The sequence below is a fragment of the Mesorhizobium sp. BR1-1-13 genome (assembly GCF_020165515.1).
Taxonomy (GTDB): domain Bacteria; phylum Pseudomonadota; class Alphaproteobacteria; order Rhizobiales; family Rhizobiaceae; genus Mesorhizobium.
On sequence record NZ_JAIUIH010000006.1, the window covers coordinates 208,471 to 229,221 of the forward strand.

At 64.0% G+C, this 20,751-nt stretch carries 20 protein-coding genes; 12 read left to right on the forward strand and 8 right to left on the reverse strand.

Annotated elements, in window-relative coordinates:
- Positions 1 to 4 precede the first annotated feature (4 nt).
- From LB533_RS16440 to LB533_RS16450, 3 genes are all read left to right on the forward strand, one after another.
- Positions 5 to 226, forward strand: coding sequence for a hypothetical protein (locus tag LB533_RS16440; RefSeq protein WP_140496327.1), 222 nt, complete (start codon positions 5 to 7; stop codon positions 224 to 226).
- 80 nt (positions 227 to 306) lie between these two features.
- A complete protein-coding gene (locus tag LB533_RS16445; protein ID WP_224677750.1) occupies positions 307 to 1,092 on the forward strand; it encodes a ThuA domain-containing protein in 786 nt (261 codons plus the stop codon).
- A gap of 13 nt (positions 1,093 to 1,105) precedes the next feature.
- Complete coding sequence (locus LB533_RS16450) at positions 1,106 to 2,155, forward strand: Gfo/Idh/MocA family protein (RefSeq protein WP_140641711.1); 1,050 nt, start codon at positions 1,106 to 1,108, stop codon at positions 2,153 to 2,155.
- 45 nt (positions 2,156 to 2,200) lie between these two features.
- Here LB533_RS16450 and LB533_RS16455 read toward each other — a convergent pair whose 3' ends face one another.
- Complete coding sequence (locus tag LB533_RS16455; RefSeq protein ID WP_140641709.1) at positions 2,201 to 2,449, reverse strand: DUF680 domain-containing protein; 249 nt, start codon at positions 2,447 to 2,449, stop codon at positions 2,201 to 2,203.
- Positions 2,450 to 2,644: 195 nt separating this feature from the next.
- Complete coding sequence (locus LB533_RS16460; protein WP_140641760.1) at positions 2,645 to 3,289, reverse strand: TetR/AcrR family transcriptional regulator; 645 nt, start codon at positions 3,287 to 3,289, stop codon at positions 2,645 to 2,647.
- 223 nt (positions 3,290 to 3,512) lie between these two features.
- Here LB533_RS16460 and LB533_RS16465 point away from each other — a divergent pair, with 223 nt between their 5' ends.
- Complete coding sequence (locus LB533_RS16465) at positions 3,513 to 4,214, forward strand: hypothetical protein (RefSeq protein WP_140641707.1); 702 nt, start codon at positions 3,513 to 3,515, stop codon at positions 4,212 to 4,214.
- A 115-nt stretch (positions 4,215 to 4,329) separates the two neighbouring features.
- Here the strand turns inward: LB533_RS16465 and LB533_RS16470 are convergent, their stop codons facing one another.
- From LB533_RS16470 to LB533_RS16480, 3 genes are read right to left on the reverse strand one after another with little or no spacing between them, the layout of a single operon-like run.
- Positions 4,330 to 5,361, reverse strand: a complete 1,032-nt coding sequence (locus LB533_RS16470) for a phosphotransferase family protein (protein WP_140641705.1) — start codon at positions 5,359 to 5,361, stop codon at positions 4,330 to 4,332.
- Positions 5,358 to 5,858, reverse strand: a complete 501-nt coding sequence (locus LB533_RS16475) for a MaoC family dehydratase (protein ID WP_263483366.1) — start codon at positions 5,856 to 5,858, stop codon at positions 5,358 to 5,360. Before LB533_RS16475 ends, LB533_RS16470 begins: the two co-directional genes overlap by 4 nt.
- Positions 5,859 to 5,882: 24 nt before the next feature.
- A complete protein-coding gene (locus tag LB533_RS16480) occupies positions 5,883 to 6,698 on the reverse strand; it encodes an SDR family oxidoreductase (RefSeq protein ID WP_140641703.1) in 816 nt (271 codons plus the stop codon).
- 120 nt (positions 6,699 to 6,818) lie between these two features.
- Here LB533_RS16480 and LB533_RS16485 point away from each other — a divergent pair, with 120 nt between their 5' ends.
- The 6 genes from LB533_RS16485 (at position 6,819) to LB533_RS16510 (ending at position 12,719) form a co-directional block, all read left to right on the forward strand.
- Positions 6,819 to 8,057 carry an acyl-CoA dehydrogenase family protein gene (locus tag LB533_RS16485; RefSeq protein ID WP_140641701.1) on the forward strand — a complete coding sequence of 413 codons (1,239 nt, stop codon included), beginning with the start codon at positions 6,819 to 6,821 and terminating at the stop codon, positions 8,055 to 8,057.
- Positions 8,058 to 8,087: 30 nt separating this feature from the next.
- Positions 8,088 to 9,125 carry a zinc-binding dehydrogenase gene (locus LB533_RS16490; protein WP_224557024.1) on the forward strand — a complete coding sequence of 346 codons (1,038 nt, stop codon included), beginning with the start codon at positions 8,088 to 8,090 and terminating at the stop codon, positions 9,123 to 9,125.
- 226 nt (positions 9,126 to 9,351) lie between these two features.
- Positions 9,352 to 10,518, forward strand: coding sequence for a glycosyltransferase family 87 protein (locus tag LB533_RS16495; RefSeq protein ID WP_140641697.1), 1,167 nt, complete (start codon positions 9,352 to 9,354; stop codon positions 10,516 to 10,518).
- Positions 10,511 to 11,497: a glycosyltransferase family 2 protein gene (locus LB533_RS16500; protein WP_140641695.1), complete on the forward strand. Its 987-nt coding sequence runs from the start codon at positions 10,511 to 10,513 to the stop codon at positions 11,495 to 11,497. The genes LB533_RS16495 and LB533_RS16500 overlap by 8 nt, the downstream gene beginning before the upstream one ends.
- Positions 11,494 to 12,315 carry a ChbG/HpnK family deacetylase gene (locus LB533_RS16505; protein ID WP_140641693.1) on the forward strand — a complete coding sequence of 274 codons (822 nt, stop codon included), beginning with the start codon at positions 11,494 to 11,496 and terminating at the stop codon, positions 12,313 to 12,315. Before LB533_RS16500 ends, LB533_RS16505 begins: the two co-directional genes overlap by 4 nt.
- Positions 12,312 to 12,719: a GtrA family protein gene (locus tag LB533_RS16510; RefSeq protein WP_140496314.1), complete on the forward strand. Its 408-nt coding sequence runs from the start codon at positions 12,312 to 12,314 to the stop codon at positions 12,717 to 12,719. The genes LB533_RS16505 and LB533_RS16510 overlap by 4 nt, the downstream gene beginning before the upstream one ends.
- A gap of 54 nt (positions 12,720 to 12,773) precedes the next feature.
- Here LB533_RS16510 and LB533_RS16515 read toward each other — a convergent pair whose 3' ends face one another.
- The 3 genes from LB533_RS16515 to LB533_RS16525 form a co-directional block, all read right to left on the reverse strand.
- On the reverse strand, positions 12,774 to 15,905 hold the full coding sequence (locus tag LB533_RS16515; protein ID WP_224677751.1) for an efflux RND transporter permease subunit: 3,132 nt from the start codon (positions 15,903 to 15,905) through the stop codon (positions 12,774 to 12,776).
- Entirely contained in the window at positions 15,902 to 17,059 is a 1,158-nt protein-coding gene (locus tag LB533_RS16520) for an efflux RND transporter periplasmic adaptor subunit (protein WP_224677752.1), read from the reverse strand. The genes LB533_RS16515 and LB533_RS16520 overlap by 4 nt, the downstream gene beginning before the upstream one ends.
- A 279-nt stretch (positions 17,060 to 17,338) precedes the next feature.
- Positions 17,339 to 18,163, reverse strand: coding sequence for a MurR/RpiR family transcriptional regulator (locus LB533_RS16525; protein ID WP_224677753.1), 825 nt, complete (start codon positions 18,161 to 18,163; stop codon positions 17,339 to 17,341).
- A 144-nt stretch (positions 18,164 to 18,307) separates the two neighbouring features.
- Between LB533_RS16525 and LB533_RS16530 the strand changes: the two genes are divergently transcribed.
- Both LB533_RS16530 and LB533_RS16535 read left to right on the forward strand, forming a co-directional pair.
- Entirely contained in the window at positions 18,308 to 19,126 is an 819-nt protein-coding gene (locus LB533_RS16530) for an N-formylglutamate amidohydrolase (RefSeq protein ID WP_224677754.1), read from the forward strand.
- A gap of 19 nt (positions 19,127 to 19,145) precedes the next feature.
- Entirely contained in the window at positions 19,146 to 20,702 is a 1,557-nt protein-coding gene (locus LB533_RS16535; RefSeq protein WP_140496309.1) for an amino acid permease, read from the forward strand.
- Positions 20,703 to 20,751 lie beyond the last annotated feature (49 nt).

The window sequence follows — 20,751 nt, forward strand, 5'->3', positions numbered from 1 at the left end:
GCCGATGCCATCGAAGTCCACGCCGAAGTCGCCCGGGAAAAGCTCGGCCGTGCGCTCCCTGGAGCATGAGCGGCATCACGGCGCCGACGCCGAAGAGGAACTCGAGGAAGGCCTCGAGGATACGTTCCCGGCCAGCGATCCTGTGTCGATCACGGGGACGGCTATCCCCGGCGCCCCCGCAAGGCCGGGCAAAGCCAAGACCGTTCCCGGACGCAAACCCCGCTGATTTCCCCAGTTTCGGTTGAGGAGCCATCTTCCCAAGACGGCGCCAAGTGGGATATTCAAAGCGCTTTGGGAGATCGTAAAATGCCGGTAAAAGCGGTCGTCTGGGGCGAGAATGTCCATGAGCAGACCAATGCCGCCGTGCGCGGCCTTTATCCCTTGGGCATGCATGGGACCATCGCAGCCGCGCTCAACCAGGATAAGGGCATCAAGGCGACCACCGCCACCTTGCAGGAGCCGGAGCACGGCCTGAGCGAAAGCCGGCTGGCTGCCACCGATGTCCTGCTCTGGTGGGGCCATGCCGCCCATGGCGAGGTCAAGGACGAGATCGTTGAGCGCGTACAGAAACGGGTCTGGGAAGGCATGGGTCTGATCGTGCTCCATTCCGGACACTATTCGAAGATCTTCAAGCGGCTGATGGGCACGCCTTGTTCGCTGAAATGGCGCGAGGCGGGCGAGCGCGAGCGCGTCTGGGCCATCAACCGCGGCCATCCGATCGCGCAAGGCATCGGCGAGTGCCTGGAGATCGGCGAGACGGAGATGTATGGCGAGCCCTTCGCGGTGCCGGAGCCGCTGGAGACAGTGTTCGTCTCCTGGTACGAAGGCGGCGAAGTCTTCCGCTCGGGGCTGACCTATCAGCGCGGCGCCGGACGGATCTTCTATTTCTCGCCCGGCCACGAGACCTACCCGATCTACCACAATGAAGGCGTGCAACAGGTGCTGCGCAACGCCGTGCATTGGGCGCACAATCCCGCACCCGCATGGTCCGGCATCGTCAGTGCGCCGAACGTGCCGACAGACCAGGCCAAGGAGAAGATCGTCCAGAAGGGCCTGCGCCTGCATGCCGACGGCGACAAGGGCCTGAGTTAGGCGTGAGTTGAAGATGCACCGCCTCCTTCTGCTCGGCACCGGTGGCATTGCCGGACATCATGTCGAGGAGTTCGCCAGGATTCCAGGCTGCACAATCGTCGCCTGCGTCGACCAGGTGCCGGGCCGGGCGGCGACGTTCGCCGCCGCCAACAAGATCAGCCATTCTTTCGAGAGCCTGGAAGCGGCGATCGGCTGGAGCGCGTTCGATGCGGCCATCAACGCGACGCCGGACGGCGTGCACAAGGCCACGACGCTGGCGCTGCTTGCCCAGGGAAAACACGTTTTTTGCGAAAAGCCGCTGGCGCCGAACCATGCCGACGCGCTTGCGATGACGGAAGCGGCCGAGGCGGCCGGGGTCGTCAACATGGTCAACCTGACCTACCGCAACTCGCCGGCGATCCAGCAAGCGCGACGCATGGTGCAGGCCGGCGAGATCGGCGCATTGCGCCATGTCGAGGCGAGCTATAAACAGAGCTGGCTGGTCAGCAAGTCATGGGGTGACTGGCGGGTCGAGGACAAATGGCTGTGGCGCCTGTCCAACCGGCACGGCTCGACGGGCGTGCTCGGCGATGTCGGTATCCACATTCTGGATTTCGCGAGCTATGGCGCCGACCAGGACATCGCCACCCTGCACGCCGACCTGGTGACGTTTCCCAAGGCCGAAGGCGATCGGATCGGCGATTATGTGCTTGATGCCAACGACAGTGTCGCAATGACGGCGCGGTTCAAATCCGGAGCGCTCGCGACGATCGTCGCCAGCCGCTACATGACCGGCCACACCAACGACCTGTCGCTGGCCATGCATGGCACCAGGGGCGCCATCAAGGTCGAGACCGACGGCAAGGTTTCGCGCCTGTCGGCCTGCCTGGGCGAGGACATCGACCAGCAACGTTGGCGGACACTGGCGCTGCCGGATGCGAAGCGCAACGCGCTGCGTTTTGCCGAAGCGCTCGATACGGGAAGGAACGGCGATCCATCCTTCCGTCGCGCCGCCGACATGCAGAGGCTGATCGACGCGGCCTTCAAGAGTTCGTCGGCCAGGCTACCGGTCACGATCGCCTGAAATCACATCTGGCCGACTGCACCGGCCAAGCGTGTGTTGTCGCTATCAGAATGCGCTCGGCACGATCCAGGGATTGATGCTGATGCCGAGGCGCGGCCTCTTGCCTTCAGCGCTATTTTCCGTGACGCCCTTTTTCTCGAGCGAGCCGGTCGATCCGCAATCGAGCTTCACATTGGCCTTGGTGTCGACGCAGGTCGCGGCGGGCACGTGCTTGACCGGGTGGGTGGTGTTGGCGGCAAGGGCCGAGCCCGAAAGTGCCAGCACGGCGGCGAGGGTGAGGAGGGTCTTTTTCATTGTCGCTTTCCGGGGTTCGATGGGCGAATTTATTTCCGTACATGTACGGTATTCCGTACAAATACGCCCACCGATCGCGAAGTTCAAGCCAGAATCGTACGCGTACGGAAATTTTTTGTTAACCAAGAAATCCGCCCCGCTTGGCACGTAAAACGCGGAGCGGCGATGAAGCGTCGAAACGCCAGGAGATATCGTTCAGCAGTTGACCGGCGTCTCGGTCAGCGGGGGCACGTTCTGCGTGCTGAGCGTGGCAAGGGTGAAATCGCACATCCGTTTCACGAAAGCCTGCGGATCGCCGAAAGGATAGAAGGGAAAAGTGATCAGCAGTGAAATGGTGCCATGGCCGACCGCCCACAGCATGGTGGCGATGGCGCGCGGATCGCCGTGCAACTTGCCGGCGGCGACACAGGCCTCGACCCTGCTGATCAGCACCTTCATCGCCGGGTTGCCTTCCTCCATGTCCCCGTAGCTCCTGCCTTCCGGCAGCCTGGTCTTTTCGGTCATGAAGACAGTGCGATATTCGTTGGGATTGCCAAGCCCGAAGGCGGCGTATTCCGTCATTACCGCTTGCAGAGCCTCGATCGGATCATCGGAAGGATGCTCCTCGATGCGTCGGGCAAGCGTTTCGAACGCATCTTCGGCTAGCGCAAACAGTATGTCCTGCTTGTCGGCGAAGTATGAATAGACAGACATCGGCGCATAACCGACGCGTTTGGCCAGCTTGCGGATGGTCAGGCCTTCATAGCCTTCCTCCTGCACGAGCTTGTGCGCGGCCTCGACAAGTTCGGAACGCTGTTCGGCTTTTTGTTTCTCGCGGCGTGTCTGGGCGCTCACCGGCAATGTCGCCTGCCTCTGCTGGTTGGGGCTGAGCAAATTATATACGCTGTACGGCAACGGACAAGGAGTATCAGAGGTTCCACGGAAGTGGCCATGCCCGTTTGCGGCTATCTTGCGGTCGACTCATCACCGATCGATTACCTCTTGTCCAATCGCACAGCATCGGATCGTTACACACGAAAACTAATTAGCGGCTCTGCAAGGAATTTATTTTTGTGAGGCCGATATGGCAACGACCGAGCTTTCGTCCGCTCTGCCGGACGCGCATCCCCTTTCGAACGGTGCCAGGCTGGCGCTCAGGCGTGTCGTCCTCGTCGCATGGCTCGCGATCGCGCTCGGCTTTGCCATGGAGGCGCTCATCCTGACCGCCAGGTTCACAGCCGGTTCGCATCCAGCCACCACACAAGTTCTGATCGAACTGGCCCAAGGCGTCACATGGTCATTCTTCGTCTGTGCGGGTGTCAGCCTCGGCACGGCGATGGCCAAGGTGCAGGCCTTGCTCGGCGGCTTGATCGGAGCGATGTCAGCGCCATTGGCAATGGGCATCGCCAAGGGCACGCAAAAGGTGATGGTAAGCGCGCTCGATGTGGCCGCAAAGCCTGCGATCCTTTCGCTCACCACGCTGGGCGTGTTACGCGCGATCGAATACGGTTTGCTCGGCTGGATATTGGCTTGGCTGGCGGCGAAAGCAAAACCTCGCCCGTTCCATTTCATGCTGGCGGGAGCTTCGATTGGAGCCGTGTTTGGCGGCGGCATTACGGCGTTGACCATAGAAACTGCTGCCGCAAACGAGCTGGCGCTTGCTTTGCCCCAGGCAATCGCTGTCGGCCTCAACGAAATCGTGTTTCCGATCGGTTGCGCACTGGTTGTCTACGTCGCCCTGCAGGTCAGCCGGCACATGAAGTTTATCTCTGTCAAAGCTCGCTAGACTCTTTGTTTTACGCAATTCCGGACTTTCCCTGGAATTGCTCCAAGCGCGAGCGGAATTGCTCTAAACGGCGCCGATGCTCCGTCGAAGCGGTCCATCGATCACTCCTCGTCGATCAGTTTCGGTCGATCAGTTTCGCGGCGAGATGCGAAAGCAGTTTCACCGCCTCGCCATAGGTCCTTGCCTTTTCGGGATTCGAGGCATTGCCATCCAGGGCGCGCTTGTAGACGCCCTGGCAGATAGCGGCCAGCCGGAAGAAGGAGAAGGCCAGGAAGAAGGTCCAGTTGCCGATGCCGGCAAGCCCACGCCGCCGGCAATAGGTGGCGACATAGTCTTCTTCCAAGGGCAGTCCGAGCGCGGCGCGGTCGATCCCGCCCAGACCGCGAAAGCCCGAGCTATGCGGCAGGCGCCATTGCATGCACTGGTAGGCGATATCGGCAAATGGGTGGCCTGATGTTGAAAGTTCCCAGTCGAGCACCGCCATCACCTTCGGCCGGTCCGGCGCGAATATCAGGTTGTCCAGCCGGTAGTCGCCATGCACCAGCGAGACACGGCCGTCGTCGGCGGGCATGTGCGTTTCCAGCCAGTCGATCAGCCGGTCCATATCGGCAATGGCACCGGTCTCCGAGGCGCGGTACTGGCTGGTCCAGCGCGCCAGCTGGCGCTCGAAATAATTGCCTGGCCGGCCGAAGTCGCCGAGACCCACGGCCCCGATATCGACATCGTGCAGGGCGGCAAGCGTGGCGTTCATGGCATCGTAGATGGCAGCGCGCTCGCCATTGTCGCGCGCTTCCGGCAGTGCCGGATCCCAGAAGATGCGGCCGTCGATGAAATCCATGACGTAGAACATGCGGCCGATCGGCGAGTTCTCGGCCGAGAGATGCAGCATCCGCGGCACCGGCACGGCGGTGCCGGAAAGGGCGCTCATCACCCTGAATTCACGGTCGACCTGGTGTGCCGATTTCAGCAACTGTCCCGGCGGCTTGGCGCGCAGCACGTAGCGGCCGCTGGCCGCCGCCAACAAATAGGTCGGGTTGGATTGGCCGGATTTGAATTTTTTGATCGAGGAAAGCCCGGCAAAACCGGGGATCCGCGCCTCGAGATAGGGCGAAAGCGCTGCCTGGTCGAGCGCGTTCGGATCGTTCATGCGGTCTCGGGCTGGCGTTCGATCAGAGTCAGCGTCAGCCAGCGGGCGGTGAGCGCCGGTTTCTTCGAGCCTTCGATCTCGATCGTCACGTCATGCGCGGTCTGCACCCAGCCCGAGGGCCTGACCTTGACATCGGCCAGCACGAAACGGGTGCGGATGCGCGCGCCGGTCTTTACCGGCGCCAGGAAGCGCAGCGAATCGAAGCCGTGGTTGACGCCCATCTTGCCGTTTTCCAGCGGCGGCATGGTCTCGAACGTCATCGCGGAGAGCAGCGACAGCGACAAGAAGCCATGCGCGATGGTGCCGCCGAACGGCGTCTCGCGCTTGGCCCGCTCCGGATCGCAATGGATGAACTGGTGGTCGTCGGTGGCGTCTGCGAACTGGTCGATCATGCGCTGCGTGACCACCCGCCACGGCGAGACGCCCACCTCCTTGCCGACGCTGGCCAGAAGCACATCGAGACTGATCGGTTCCACGCGGATGTCCTCCAGTTTCATCCCCGGCTTCCCCGGCCGGAAATGTCATTCCTTGAACAGGGTCAGCCCATGCTGCACCGACTGTCCGCCGTCAATCGGCAGGATGGCGCCGGTGACATAGCTGCCTGCACGGCTGCACAAATAGAGCGTTGCGCCGGCAATGTCATCCGGGGCGCCGATACGGCCGATCGGAACGTGGCTGCCGACATGCCTGGCCTGTTCCTCCGTGGCGGTAGCAAACGCCGTCATCCGGCTCTGGAAAGGGCCAGGGGCAAAGGCGTTGACGGTGATGCGGCGGCCGGCGAATTCCAGCGCCAGGGTGCGCGTGAGGTGATGAACGGCCGCTTTGGAGACGGTGTAGGAGTAGGCGTCGTCGGCCAGCGGCTGCGTGCCCATCACCGAGCCCAGATTAATCACCCGGGCCGGATCCTCGTCGCTGGCCGCGGCTTCGAGCAGCGGCAGCAGTTCGCGGGTCAGGTGGAAGACCGCGGTGACGTTGACGCCGAACACCTTGGCCCAGGCATGATAGGGGAAGCTCTCCAGCGGCGCCCCCCAGGACACGCCGGCATTGTTGACCAGGATATGCAGCCGGTCGGCCCGCGCCTTGACCTCGCCGACCAAAGCGGCAATGCCGGCCTCGCTGGAAACGTCTCCGGCAAAGCCTTCCGCCCGGCCCGGCGCGCCAAACCCGTTCAATTCCTCGGCGACCTTGATGCAGTCCTCACCCTTGCGCGAGGCGATCATCACCGTTGCGCCGGCCTTGACGAGGCCCGTCGCCGCCATGCGGCCGATGCCGGTCGCCGCGCCCGTGACCAGCGCGGTCTTGCCGGCCACCGAAAAAAGATCGTCGAGATAGCCCATCGAACTCCTGCGCCTTTCATCGGCGGATCGGGGAAAGCGTTCGCGTTGACAAGGCTATCCGAAGTACGGTCATCCTTGCCACTGACAAAATGCCCGGCCTGAATGAAGGGTTAGCGACCGATGACGGAGATGAATCTCGGCATGACGGAGCGGCTGAAGCCGATCCACGCGCGCGTCGCGGCCATGGTGCGCGACGAGATCATGCCGCTCGACAAGGAATTCCTCGGTGAAGTCGGCAAGGCGGGCGACCGCTGGACATACACGCGGCGCCAGACCGAGATCCTCGAAGGGTTGAAGACGACCGCAAGAGAGCGCGGCCTTTGGAATTTCTGGCTGACCGGCTCGGAACGCGGCTATGGTCTTTCCACCGTCGAATACGCCTATCTGGCCGAGGAGATGGGCAAGGCGCATCTCGGCGCCGAGACCTTCAACTGCTCGGCGCCCGATACCGGCAACATGGAGGTGCTGGAGCGCTACGGCTCGACGGAGCACAAGAAGGCTTGGCTGGAGCCGCTTCTCGACGGAAAGATCCGCTCGGCCTATCTGATGACCGAGCCGGACGTCGCCTCGTCGGATGCCACCAACATTTCGATGCGCTGCGAACGGCGCGGCGACAGCTATGTGCTGAACGGCGAGAAATGGTGGGCCTCTGGTGCCGGCGATCCCCGCTGCGCCATCTATATCGTCATGGTGAAGACCTCCGATGGGGAGCCGAAGCACAGGCGGCATTCGATGATCCTTGTGCCGGCGGACACCAAGGGTGTCAGCAAGCTGCGCCCGATGCAGGTCTATGGCGACGACGACGCGCCGCATGGCCACATGCACCTTCGCTTCGACAATGTGCTGGTGCCGGCGTCGAACCTGATCCTCGGCGAGGGCAGGGGTTTCGAGATAGCGCAAGGCCGCCTCGGCCCCGGCCGCATCCATCACTGCATGCGGGCCATCGGCCAGGCCGAGATGGCACTGGAGCTGCTGTGCCAGCGTTCGGTCCGCCGCGAAGCGTTCGGCCAGTCATTGGCGAAACTCGGCGCCAATTTCGATATCATCGCCGAATGCCGGATGGAGATCGAGATGGCCCGCCTGCTCTGCCTCAAGGCGGCGTGGATGATCGACCAGGGCGACGCGCGCGCCGCCGCGCCCTGGATCAGCCAGATCAAGGTGGTCGCGCCACGCGTGGCGCTGAAGGTCACCGACGAAGCGGTGCAGATGTTCGGCGCGCAAGGCATCAGCCAGGACACGCCGCTGGCGCGCTCGTGGACGCATCTGAGAACCCTGCGCCTCGCCGACGGGCCGGATGCCGTGCATCGCCGCCAGGTGGCGCGGGCGGAGCTTAAGAAATACACGCAGGAGAAGGTCTGAGATGGCCCGGTCCGAGCGGGGAGACAGCCGATGAGCATCCCGTCCGAAATGAAGGCGCTGCTGCTGGTCAGCGACGGCTACACCAGGACGCCGAGCGGCAGCACGCTGGAGGCGATGGAGCCCTATATCCAGCCAGGCAGTATCGCAGTGCCGGCGCCTGGGCCGACGCAAGTGCTGATCAAGGTCAGCCTTGCGTCGATCAATCCGTCCGATGTCGCCTTCATCAAGGGCCAGTACGGCCAGCCGCGGGTCAAGGGCCGGCCGGCCGGCTTCGAGGGCGTCGGCGTGGTCGTTGCCGGCGGCGACGAGCCCTATCCCAAGAGCCTCGTCGGCAAGCGCGTTGCCTTCGCCACCGGGCTCTCCAATTGGGGCTCATGGGCTGACTATTCCGTTGCCGAAGCCGCCGCCTGCATTCCCCTCCTCGACACCGTGCGCGACGAGGACGGGGCTGCCATGATCGTCAATCCGCTCACCGCGCTCGCGATGTTCGACATCGTCAGCCGAGAAGGCGAAAAGGCCTTCATCATGACCGCGGGCGCCAGCCAGCTCTGCAAGCTGATCATCGGGCTGGCCAGTGAGGAAGGATTCCGGCCTATCGTCACCGTGCGCCGCGACGAGCAGATCGCGCTGCTGAAGGAAATCGGCGCCGCCCATGTACTCAACGAGAAGTCGCCCGATTTCGAAGCCTCGCTGCGCGAGGTGATAAAGGCCGAACAGCCGCGCATCTTCCTCGATGCGGTGACCGGGCCACTGGCCTCGGCCATCTTCAACGCCATGCCGAAGCGCTCGCGCTGGATCATCTATGGCCGGCTCGATCCCGAGGCCACGATCATCCGCGAACCCGGCCAGCTGATTTTCCAGCACAAGCACATAGAGGGCTTCTGGCTGAGCGAATGGATGCGGCAGCATAAGGATCGCCGCGGTCCTGCGATCCTCGAGGCGCAGAAGCGCTTTTCCGACGGGCGCTGGACGACCGACGTGACGGCTGTGGTGCCGCTGGCCGAGGCGATGGCGCGCGTGCCGGCGGAACTGGCCAGCCCCAATGGCAAGGTGTTCATTCGGCCATAAAGCAGGGGGTGTGCGGTTGAGCTGCATTCCGGTCCATCCAGCATAGCTGCGATAGCCTTCGAGGGCCGGAAAGGGGGTGGTTTGTTGGCTGCGATCGTTCAATGTCATCGGCGGCCACACCGTTCGATCCCCCTATGCCACCCCGCTTTGTCCGTGATATGCCGCCGCCAATGAACGCTGGGACAGTGCTGGACCGGGCCTGTTCCGGATTGGTGTGGGGTGCTTGATGAGGATTTCCAAGCCGGTTTTCGACCGTCTGGGGCTTAGCCTGTGGATCGGAGCATTCGCGGTCGTGCTTGGCCTGGTCCTGTGGTCGCCCGACGCGCGCACCGTGTTGCACGCCTACAGATATGGCAGCGTGGAGTTTCTGGCCGGCCGGCCGCTCTACGACCTCGAGTCCGAGATGGGATACCTTTACACGCCCGCCTTCGCCGCGCTCTATATTCCGTTCTTGACTCTGGGGCCGCATCTTGGCGGGCTGGCCTGGCATGCCCTCGGTTTCGCCGTTCTCACCCTTGCCGCGGCGCGGCAGGTGCGCAAGCTGGGCGGACAGGAGCAGACCTGGCTGCTTTCCTTCGGCCTCTTCCTCGCTTTGCCGATGACGCTGGGCGCCATCCGCAACGGGCAGGCGACAATCCTGCTGACCGGCGCCTGCTGGCTCTTGACCCTCTCGGCACTGGAAGGACGGCGTGCGGAGACCTTTCTCTGGGCCTCGCTTGCCATCACGGCCAAGCCGACCGCGATCATCATGCTGCTGTTGGCGGGGGCGTTGCGCCCGCGGCTGATACCGGCCCTTGTGCTGGCGGTGCTGTTCGTGCTCGCCATACCCTACGCTTTCGCTCCCGCCGGCTACCTGAACGAGCAGTATGGCGATTTCGCCCGCATGCTGACGTCGATGGCCGTCGACAAGACCAGCCATTTTGTTCCTACCGATTTCACTGCGCCCTTTATCGAGATGGGGCTGCCCGTTCCGGACTCGGTTGCCACGGCGGTGCGCGTCGTGATCGGCCTGCTGACGCTCTCGATCGTGCTCTGGTTCGACCGCAAGCTCGAACAAGGGCCGGCCGGACTCGCCATCTTCCTGACGGCGGCCTTCTACATGTGCGTCTTCAACCCGCGCGTCGAGCCCAACACCTATGCCATGATTGCGGTGCCCGCCGGCCTTGCCATTGCGCTGTTGTGGCGCGAAGAAAAAGGTGGCGTCCTGGCCTGCGTGCTGTCCATGACTTTATTCCTGACAGGTTTGACCGGTGTCGAGCGCCACATGCATGACTTTCTCTATCCCTGGTTTCGGCCGATCACGGTCACTTTCATCGCCTGCTTCCTGATACGGTGGTTCTGGGCCAAGGCGCGACAAAAATTGGTGAATGCGGAGCCTGTCGCCCATGGCTGAGATGCGCCCGACACTCGATATCGTGGCGCCGTTCTTCAACGAGGCGCAATCGGCAACGGCTTTCGCGGCATTGCTCGACGCGCTCGAGGCGGCGGTGTCGAGCCGCTTCGGCATGCAGGTCCACAAGATCCTGGTCGACGACGGCAGCCGGGACGATAGCGCCGGCCGGTTTTCGCATGCGCTTTCGGGATCATGGGAAATCGTGCGCCTCAGCCGCAATTTCGGCAAGGAGGTCGCCGTGCTCGCCGGCCTCGACCACTCGCGGGGCGACATGGTGCTTGTCATGGACGCGGATCTGCAACACTCCCTGGAGACCAGCCTGAAGATGATCGTCGAGCTGGCTGAGAATCCGGACGTCGATGTCGTCTACGCGCAGAACGACCGGCGCGGGGCAAGCTGGCGGCGCAGCCAGTTGGCGAAACTGTTCTACAGCCTGATCAACAGCAGCCAGCGGTTCGATATTCCCGAGAATGCAGGCGACTTTCGCGTCATGCGCGGCACCGTGGCGCGCGCATTGACCAGCCTGCGCGACAAAAGGCGCTTCAACAAGGGCCTGTTCGCCTGGGCCGGCTTCCGCCAGAAGGCCATATCCTATTCGCCGGAAAACCGCGCCGGCGGCAAGTCGAAATGGAGCCGGCTCAACCTGATCGCCTTTTCGCTAGAGGGGTTTACGTCCTTTTCGGTGATTCCGCTGCGCCTGATCAGCCTCAGCGGACTGCTTGCGGCGTTTGCCGGCGCGGTCTACGGCGCGAAAGTGCTCTTCGAGGTGCTGTTCTACGGCATTGCCGTTCCAGGCTATCCGAGCCTGCTGGTCGCCGTGGTGCTGCTCGGCGGCCTCAACCTGACACTTCTCGGGCTGATCGGCGAATATGTCTGGGTCACGCTCAGCGAAAGCAAGGACCGCCCGGTCTACATCGTGCGCGATATCGTGCGCAGCGATGTTCCCGCCAGGTCGGCGCCGGGCGTTCCCGGGGCATGATGCGCGGCATCCGCCTGATCGCCGACGATTACGGCCTGGCGCCCGGCGTCTCGGCGGCGATCCTCGACCTGCTCGATCGCGGGCGGCTTACGGGCACCGGTTGCATGACCGGTTTCGCGGAATGGCCGGGGGAGGCGGAACGCATCAAGCCGCTGTGCGGCCGGGTCGCCGTCGGCCTGCATCTGACCTTGACGGACCAGCCGGCCGTGACCGGCCCGTCGAGCCTGGCGCCGGAAGGCCGGCTGCCGCCGCTCCGCTCGCTGGCATTGCCGATCCTGCGCGGCGGCATCGAGACCTGCGACGTCCATGCAGAGCTCGACGCCCAATTTGGCCGCTTCGTCGAGGCGCTCGGGCGCCGGCCCGATTTCATCGACGGCCACCAGCATGTGCATTTCCTGCCTGTCGTGCGCAAATGGCTGCGGGGGCGTTTCGCCGGAGATGCCGGCGGACCGTGGCTGCGCGGGGCGCCGGCGCTGGCCGGCAGCGGAGCGGCGGCATCGAAAATTGCGGCGATCGCCGCCATGGCAACTGGTTTCAACCGATCCATGCGGCGCGCCGGCTTCACCGTGAGGGCGCCGCTCGCCGGCATCTATGACTGGCGGCAGCCGGAAAAGTTCGCGCCCGCCCTGCAAACCGCCGTTGAAAGCCTGCCGGAAGAGGGACTGTTCATGTGCCATCCCGGGCATGTCGACGAGACGTTGCGTGCACGCGACCCGATGCAAGATGTGCGCGAAGTCGAATTCGCGGTTCTCGCCTCCGATCATTTCGGCGCAAACCTGGCTCGCGCGCGTGTCGGCATCATGGACGGCATGGCATGAGTGCCGATCAGTCCCGGCGTTCGACCGGCAACAAGATTATCCGCTTCGCCATTGTCGGCCTGGTGAACACGGCCATCGACCTTGCCGGCTTCTTTCTGCTGCTCAAGCTGCACGTGCCGCCGCTGCCCGCCAACGTTGCGTCCTGGTTCATTGCCGTCACCTTCTCCTTCGCGGCCAACGGCTTCTGGTCGTTCGAGCGCGATCCGGCCATCCGGCTGCATCATGCCTTTCTTCGCTTCGCCTCGCTCGGCGCGCTGATTTCGCTCGGTGTCTCCAGCCTCGCGATCGCATTGTTCGCCGGCGTCGTCGGCGTGTGGCCGGCAAAGATCGGCGGGGTGGTTGTGGCGGCGGTGCTGAATTTCCTCGCCGCGCGCTGGTCGATCGAGGGCCGTCTTTTGAAATAGCAGGCTGTTTCCCCACGAAAATTCCGGACTCGCTACACGGCCTCCTGAAATTCCCTATTCAGCCGGCTCGACATCGGTGTAGGCGGCTTCCTCAAGTTCGCGCTTCAGCCGCGCCTCCTCGTGGGTCTTCGGCGTGACGAAGCGGCCGAGCAAGAGATAGGCGACGGGGGTCAGGAACAGCGTCGAGACGGTGGCCAGCCCCAGTCCGCCGACGATCACCCAGCCGAGCGCGATACGGGCCTCGGCGCCGGCGCCCGCCGCCAGCACCAGCGGCACGCCGCCGAGCACGGTGCAGATCATGGTCATCATCACCGGGCGCAAGCGAATGGTCGAGGCCTGTTCGATCGCCTCGCGCACGCCCAGTCCGCGATCGCGCAGCTGGTTTGCGAATTCGACGATCAGGATGCCGTTCTTGGCCATGACGCCGACCAGCAGCACCAGGCCTATCTGGCTGTAGGCGTTGAGGCTGGTGCCCGAGAGCAGAAGCGCGAAGATGGCGCAGGCGAGGCCGAGCGGCACTGTCGCCATAATGATGACGGCGCTGACGAAGCTCTCGAATTGCGCGGCAAGCACCAGCAGGATGATGACCAGGGCAAAACCGAAGATGGTGACCATGGCGCTGTTGGTCTCACCCAGCGTCGCCGCTTCGGCCAATGGCACGATGCGGCTGCCCGGCGGCAGAAGCGGCGTTGCGATCTCCTCGGCGCGCGTAAGGGCCGAGCCGAGCGCGAAATCGCCGCCGAGGTTGGACGTGATCGCCACCGACGGCTGCTGCTGCTCGCGCGACAGCGAGGGCGGCACGGCACGCTCGGCCAGCGTGGCGATGGTCGACATCGGCACGAAACGGCCGTCAGCCGTCTTCAGGAAGACGTTCTCCAGGTCGGTCGGATCGTTGATCGGGTTGGTGGTCGAAACCAGCTTCACCCCGTAGCTGCGGTCGGCGATGTAGACATCGACGACGTCGTTGCCGTCGAGCATGGCCTGCATGGTGTCGGCCAGCCCGGTGATGTCGATGCCGAGATCGGAGGCGCGCTCGCGGTCGATGGCGACGGAGAGCTGCGGCTGGGTCGGGTCGATGGAAAGACGGGGTGTCTGGAAACGCGGATCCTTCTGCATCTCGGCGATGATCTTGACGGCCGCGTCGCCGAGCGCCTTGCGGTCGTTGCCGACCAGCGCGAACTGCAGGCCGTTGCCGGCGCCACGGATGCCGAGGCTGTTGGGCTGCACCGGGAAGATGCGCACGCTGGGCACCTGGCGGGTGAGCTGGCTGATCTCGGCCATGATCTCCTGCTGGCTGCGGCTGCGCTCGTCCCAGGGCGCCAGCGTCATCACCATGAAGCCTGAATTATAGGCGCCGTTCTGGCCGGCGCTCTCGAAAGTGCTGACGATTTCGCCGGAATCACGCAGCGGCTGGATCAGTTTTTCGATCTTCTGCATCTGCTGCGTCGTGTAATCGAGGCTGACCCCTTGCGGGGCGCTGATGCGAAGCAGCACGACCGCGCGATCCTCGGTCGGCGTCAATTCCTGGCGGATGGTGCCGAACAGTGCGAATGCGGTGCCGGCGAACAGCAGCGCTACCAGCACCACGATCCACGGGGCGTCGAGGCAGACATGCAGGCTGCGCCGGTAGGCCGCGTTCAGCGCGCCGCCGATGCGTGCGCCGACGCCGTTGCCTCCCTCGTGGTGGTGGGCAGCAGTGGACAGCATGCGCGAGGCAAGCATGGGGCAAAGCGTCAGCGCGACCACGCAGGACAACAGCACCGACATGGCGAGCACGAAGCCGAATTCGCGGAACAGGCCGCCGGTCTGGCCCGGCAGGAAGGAGATCGGCACGAAGACGGCAACCAGCGTCAGGGTGGTGGCGATGACGGCGAAGAACACCTCCTGTGCGCCGAGCACTGCGGCGGCACGTGGCCCCATGCCTTGATTGCGTCGCCGCACGATGTTTTCCAAAACGACGATCGCATCATCGACGACAAGCCCCGTCGCCAGCACCAGGGCCAGCAGCGTCAGGATGTTGATCGAGAAACCAGCGAGATAGATCGCCGCAATGGTGCCGATCATGGCGACGGGCATCGACAGGCCCGGAATGAGCGTGGCGCGCCAGTCGAGAAGAAAGGCATAAATGACGACCAGAACGATGGAGACGGAAAGCGCGAGCGCGATCTCCACCTCGTGCACGGCGCCATTGACGAACACCGCGTCGTCGCTGGTGACCTTGATCGACATGCCTTCCGGCAGGTTTGCCTGCAATTTCTCGACGGCGGCCTTGACGCCGGTGGAGATATCCAGCGTGTTCGATTCCGCCTGGCGGATGATGCCGATGCCGATGCCGGTCTTGCCGTCCGAACGCAACGTGGTCTGGCCGATGTCGGGGCCGAGCGTGACGGTGGCGACATCGCGGATGCGCGTCGTGCCGCCAATGATGATGTTCTCGAATTCTTCCGGCGTCGTCACATCGGCCGTGGTGCGAACGATCAGGTCCTGATCGGTCGTGGTGATCGAGCCGGCGGGTGAATCGAAGGCGACCGAGGCAAGGGCGGTCCTGAGGTCGGCGACGGTGAAGCCCAGGCTGGCGAGCTTGTTCTGGTCGACGTCGATGCGGAAGATCTTGTCGCGGTCGCCATAGACCTGGACGTCCGCGACGCCTGGAACGGCGGCCAGTTCATCCTCGATCTGGTCCTGGACCACGACGGTCATGTCCTGCACCGACATGGTGTCGGAGGTGACGGCTAGGCGCATCACGGGATCGGAGTTGGCGTCGGCCTTGACGATGCGCGGCGGATCGGCCGTCTCCGGCATCTGGTTGGCGACGCGGCCGACGGCGTCCCGCACATCCGAGGCCCCGACATTGAGGTCGACGCCGTCGTTGAATTCGATGGTGACGCGGCTCGAGCCGAAGGACGAGGTCGACGAGATCGACTTGACGCCGGAAACGCGGGCAACAGCTCCCTCGATCGTGTCGGTCAGTTCGCGATCGACCGTTTCGGCCGCCGCGCCTTCGAAAGTGGTGGAAACGGTGACGACCGCGCGGTCGACATCAGGCAGTTCGCGGATCTCGACGCCATAGAAGGCGGCGAGGCCGGCGACCGCGATGAGGACATTCAGCACCAAGGCCATGACCGGCCTGCGGATGAACAGGGCGGTAAAGCCGGTCTCGCTGGCGGCGTTGACGGCTCCGGTCATGAGCCTTCGGCCGCGTTCGCAGCGCGCTGCTCTCCACGGGCGATGCGGACTTCGCCGCCCTCGCTGACGCTCTGGGTGCCTTCGGTCACCACCATATCGCCACTGTCCAGCTCCGCGTCGATCAAGACGGTTTCGGTGTTGCGCTGGATGATGCGCACCGGCACCCGCTTGGCCTTGCCGTTCTCGACCGCCCAGACGTAAGCGCCGTCCGAGCCCCATAGGATCGCCAGCGGGCTGACGGCGGGATAGGTCTCGCCGGGGAATTTCATGGTGATGGCGAACGACATGCCGGCGCGCAGCGAATCGGCCGGGTTGGCGATCGTCGCCTTGACCAGAAGCGTACGGCTGTTCTCGTCGATGTGGTTGTCGATGGCCGAAACCGTGCCGGTATAGCTGTTGCCGGGGTTGGCGATCGGCGTCGCCGACAATTGCGCGCCGATCTTGACGGCGGCCGCGAAGCGTTCCGGCACCAGGAAATCGACAAGGATCGAGGAACGGTCGTCGAGCGTGGCGATCGCCGACTGGTTGGTCACGTAATTGCCGGCGGAGATCGGCAGGATGCCGACCGTGCCGGAGATCGGGGCGAGAACAGACCGGCGGTGCAGTGCGAGTTCCGCATCCTGTAGAGCCAGCTTGGCACCGGCCAGCACCACTTCGGCATCGGCAACGGCGACCGGTGTCGCCGCATTGGAGGCGCGCAGAGACCTGACCCGGTCGAGCTTGGCCTGGGCGTCCTGAAGCGCGAGCCGGGCACGGTCCTGGGCGATCACTTCGGTCTCGGAATCGAGGGTCGCGATGACCTGTCCCTTGTCGACATGGGTGCCAGACGAAACAAGCAATTCGGCGAGACGGCCGGAGGAGTAGGGATTGACCGTCACCGACGCATTGGCGCGGCCGGTGCCTATGGCCTGGAGCCGATCGTTTATGGTCGCGGAAATAGCGGGCACGACGACGACGTTGACCTGACGGGCTCGCTCGCCGCCAGCGGATTTCGTGCCGGCGCCGGTTTTTTCAGCCGGAGACGTTGCCGCGTAGGCCCAGTCTATTCCCCAGCGCGCCAGCACGTCCGGCGCGCCTGGAAAAAAGCGCAGCCAGGCGGCAGCCGCCACCACCAGCACCACAAGGGCGAAAAGTATCTGTTTCCAGGCGGCCATCGGCACTCCGGTTGGCAAAACAATCCTTCCGTCCACCGGTTTCCCGAAATAAGCAGACGCAGCGGGGCTATTCTAAGGCAAGAAGCAAGCCCCCGATATCGTGCCTTTATGACAATTCTTCAGTGTCCGCGCACATTAAATATGCGTAACGTTGCCGGTGTCCGTGCCGTTCTGATTTTTTAGTTCACTTCGAGCCGGACTTTCGAGATTACAACGCCGGTTATGCGGCCCCGACGCCAGTTTCGGACCGAAATCGTTTCAGGCTTGTCCCGGGCTGCATCAACGCAGGCCTTCCATCTCGCGGATGCGCCGGGCGCCGTCGGCCTCAAGTTGCCTTGTGACGGCGCCGATCAGCGTTTCGGCGACGACGAAGAGCGCCGCCGAGGAGTCCCATGCCGAAGGCACGGCGGTTCGCCCGGCGATGACGTGGCGGGCGAAGCGGGCGATCGGCGACAGCCACTGGTCGGTAAACAGCACGATCTGCACGCCACGCTGATGCGCCTTCTCGGCGAAACGGATGAGGCTGTCCTGGTAGCGCCTGATGTCGAAAATGACCAGCACGTCGCGCTTGCCCATGTCGATCAGCCTGTCGCGCCACATGCTTTCCTGACCGGCGAGGTGAATGACGTCAGGCTGGATGATGGCGAGGTGGGCGGCCATGTAGCGCGCCAGCGGGTCGGTGAAGCGGCCGCCGATCAGGAATGTCTTGCCGCGACGTTCGGCGAGGCGGGACGCGATGTCGGCAAGCTGCTGGTCGGACAGGTGCCGGAACGTCTCGCGCATGTTGTCGAGCGTTGCCTCCAGCATCGGCGACGCCGTGCCGCCGGGCAAGGGCGGATTGAGCGTGCGGGTCGCAGGGGACTGCAATTGCGCCGCCAGTTCGTCCTGCAGGCTCGATTGGAACTCCGGATAGTTCTGGAAGCCGAGCCTTGCAACGAAACGCAGGATCGTCGGCGAAGACACGCCGGCCGCGGACGAGAATTCGGCGACAGTCTTCAGACCGATCATCGGATAGCTCGCTATCAGCGCCTGGGCCGCGCGCCGCTCGCCGGTCGGCATCGTGCCGATGCGGTCGGCGATCAATTCGGCAATACTGGAAATCATCTTTTCCCACCCATGGCCCGGCCGACGGTGTTTTCCCCAAATCGCATTTGACAAAGCCGGACAAACTGTATGAAATCATCCATGGGGACGCAATGAGGCAAAATACGTAACATACGATACAGCGCTCCCCGGGGACCGCAGACTATGGAGAAAGCACGGCCCGCCAGCCTTGCACCGCCTGATGCCGTAAGGGTGACCAACCCGGGCGGATCGAGCCCCTTCGTGCTCACCTGCGACCACGCCTCCAATTTCCTGCCCCCCGAATTCGGCACGCTCGGCCTCACCGCCGAGGACCTGTCGCGCCACATCGCCTGGGATCCCGGCGCGCTGCCGGTTGCGCTGCGTATGGCGCAGGCGCTCGATGCGACGCTGGTCGAAACCTGCATTTCGCGTCTCGTCATCGACTGCAACCGGCCGCTTGACGCGCCGGACCTGGTGCCGCCGGTCAGCGAAACCACGGCCATACCGGGCAACACCGGCCTGTCGGAAAAGCAGCGCGCGGCGCGGGTCGCCCTGTCATGGCAGCCGTTCCATAGCGCCATCGAGCATATTGTCGGAGACAGGCTGGCGCGCGGCCAGGAGACGCGGCTAGTATCGGTGCATTCCTTCACGCCGGTCTACAAAGGCCGCGACCGGCCCTGGCATATCGGCATCATTCACGATGACGACCGCCGGCTGGCGGCGCCGCTGATATCGGCGCTGCGGCGGCTTGCCGGCATCACCGTCGGCGTCAACGAACCCTATTCGCCGGCCGACCGCGTCTATTTTACGCTGGAACGCCATGCGCGCCCGCGCGGGCTGCCCTGCGCGATGATCGAAATCCGCAACGATGAAATCTCCGGCGAGACCGGGCAGCGGAAATGGGCGGATTTGCTCACAGGCATCTTTTCGGATCTGGAGCCCGAGGAGACCAGGGGCGCCAGGGAACACGCAGTGGGAAAGTCAGTTCAATCGGCCAGCTGAGAACGCAAGGGGACTAAAAATGGCAGCACCTGGATATACCGAAGTTGACAAGGCGGAGGACGTCAAGGTCCTCCACAGCATGGGCTACGCCCAGGAACTGGAGCGGCGCCTCAGCCGCTTTTCGAATTTCGCCGTTTCCTTCTCCATCATCTGCATCCTGTCGGGCGGCATCAATTCGCTGGCGCAGGCAACGTCGGGCGCCGGCGGCATCGGCATCGGCATAGGCTGGCTGGTCGGCTGCTTCGTCTCGTTGACGTTCGCCGTCGCCATGTCGCAGATCAGCTCGGCCTATCCGACGGCCGGCGGGCTCTATCATTGGGGTTCGATCCTGGGCAACCGCGGCACCGGCTGGGTCACGGCCTGGCTCAACCTTCTCGGCCTGATCACCGTGCTCGGCGCCATCAATGTCGGCACCTGGACGTTCTTCATCGGCGCCTTCGGACCGGCGCTCGGCATCGAAGGCACGCTGACCAACCAGATGATCTTTCTGGTCATCATCACCGGCGCCCAGGCGCTGATCAACCATCTCGGCATCAAGCTGACGGCCAAGCTCACCGACTTCTCGGGCTACCTCATCTTCTTCGGCTCGATCCTGATCGCGGTGGTCTGCCTGCTCTCCGCCGAAACCTGGGATTTCAGCCGGCTGTTCACCTTCCATAACTACTCCGGCGATGCCGGAGGCGGCGTCTGGCCGTCGGTTTCGAACGCCTGGGTGTTCGCGCTCGGCCTCCTGCTGCCGATCTACACCATCACCGGCTACGACGCCTCGGCGCATACGTCCGAGGAGACCATCAAGGCGGCCAGCTCGGTGCCGCGCGCCATGGTCATGTCGGTGATCTGGTCGGCCGTATTCGGCTATCTGTTCCTGGCCGCCTTCGTGCTGATGATCCCGAATATGGACGATGCCGCCAAGCAAGGCTGGAACGTGTTCTTCTGGGCTTTCGACCAGCGCGTCAGCCCTGGCCTCAAGGAGTTCGTCTATCTCGTCGTGTTCATCGCTCAGCTGCTGTGCGGCCTCGCCACCGTCACCTCAGCCTCGCGCATGATCTTCGCCTTCTCGCGTGACGGCGGCCTGCCGGGTTCGTCGGCACTGGCCAAGGTCAGTCCGACCTACCGCACGCCGGTGGCGGCGATCTGGACGGCATCGATCCTGTCGGTGCTGTTCGTCTGGGGCTCGACACTGGTTTCGGTTGCCGGCACCTCGGCCTACACCATCGTGGTCTCCTGCACCGTCATCTTCCTGTTCCTATCCTTCACCGTGCCGATCGTGCTCGGCATGCTGGCCTGGGGCACGCCCAAGTGGGACAAGATGGGCCCGTGGAACATGGGGCGCGGCGTGTTCATGCTGTTTGCGGTCCTGTCGATCGTGTCGATGATCCTGATCTTCGTCATCGGCATCCAGCCGCCGAACGACTGGGCGCTCTACATCACCGTCGGCTTCTTCATCCTGACCGCGATCGTCTGGTTTGCCTTCGAACGCAACCGCTTCCAGGGTCCGCCGCTCGGCGACATCATCGCGGCGCGCCAGGCGGCGATCAAGGCGGCTGAGCAGGCCGTCGGCGAAACCGGCCACTGAGGCCAGCATCTCACAGCCATGGCCGGCGCATCGCCGGCTATGGCTTCGA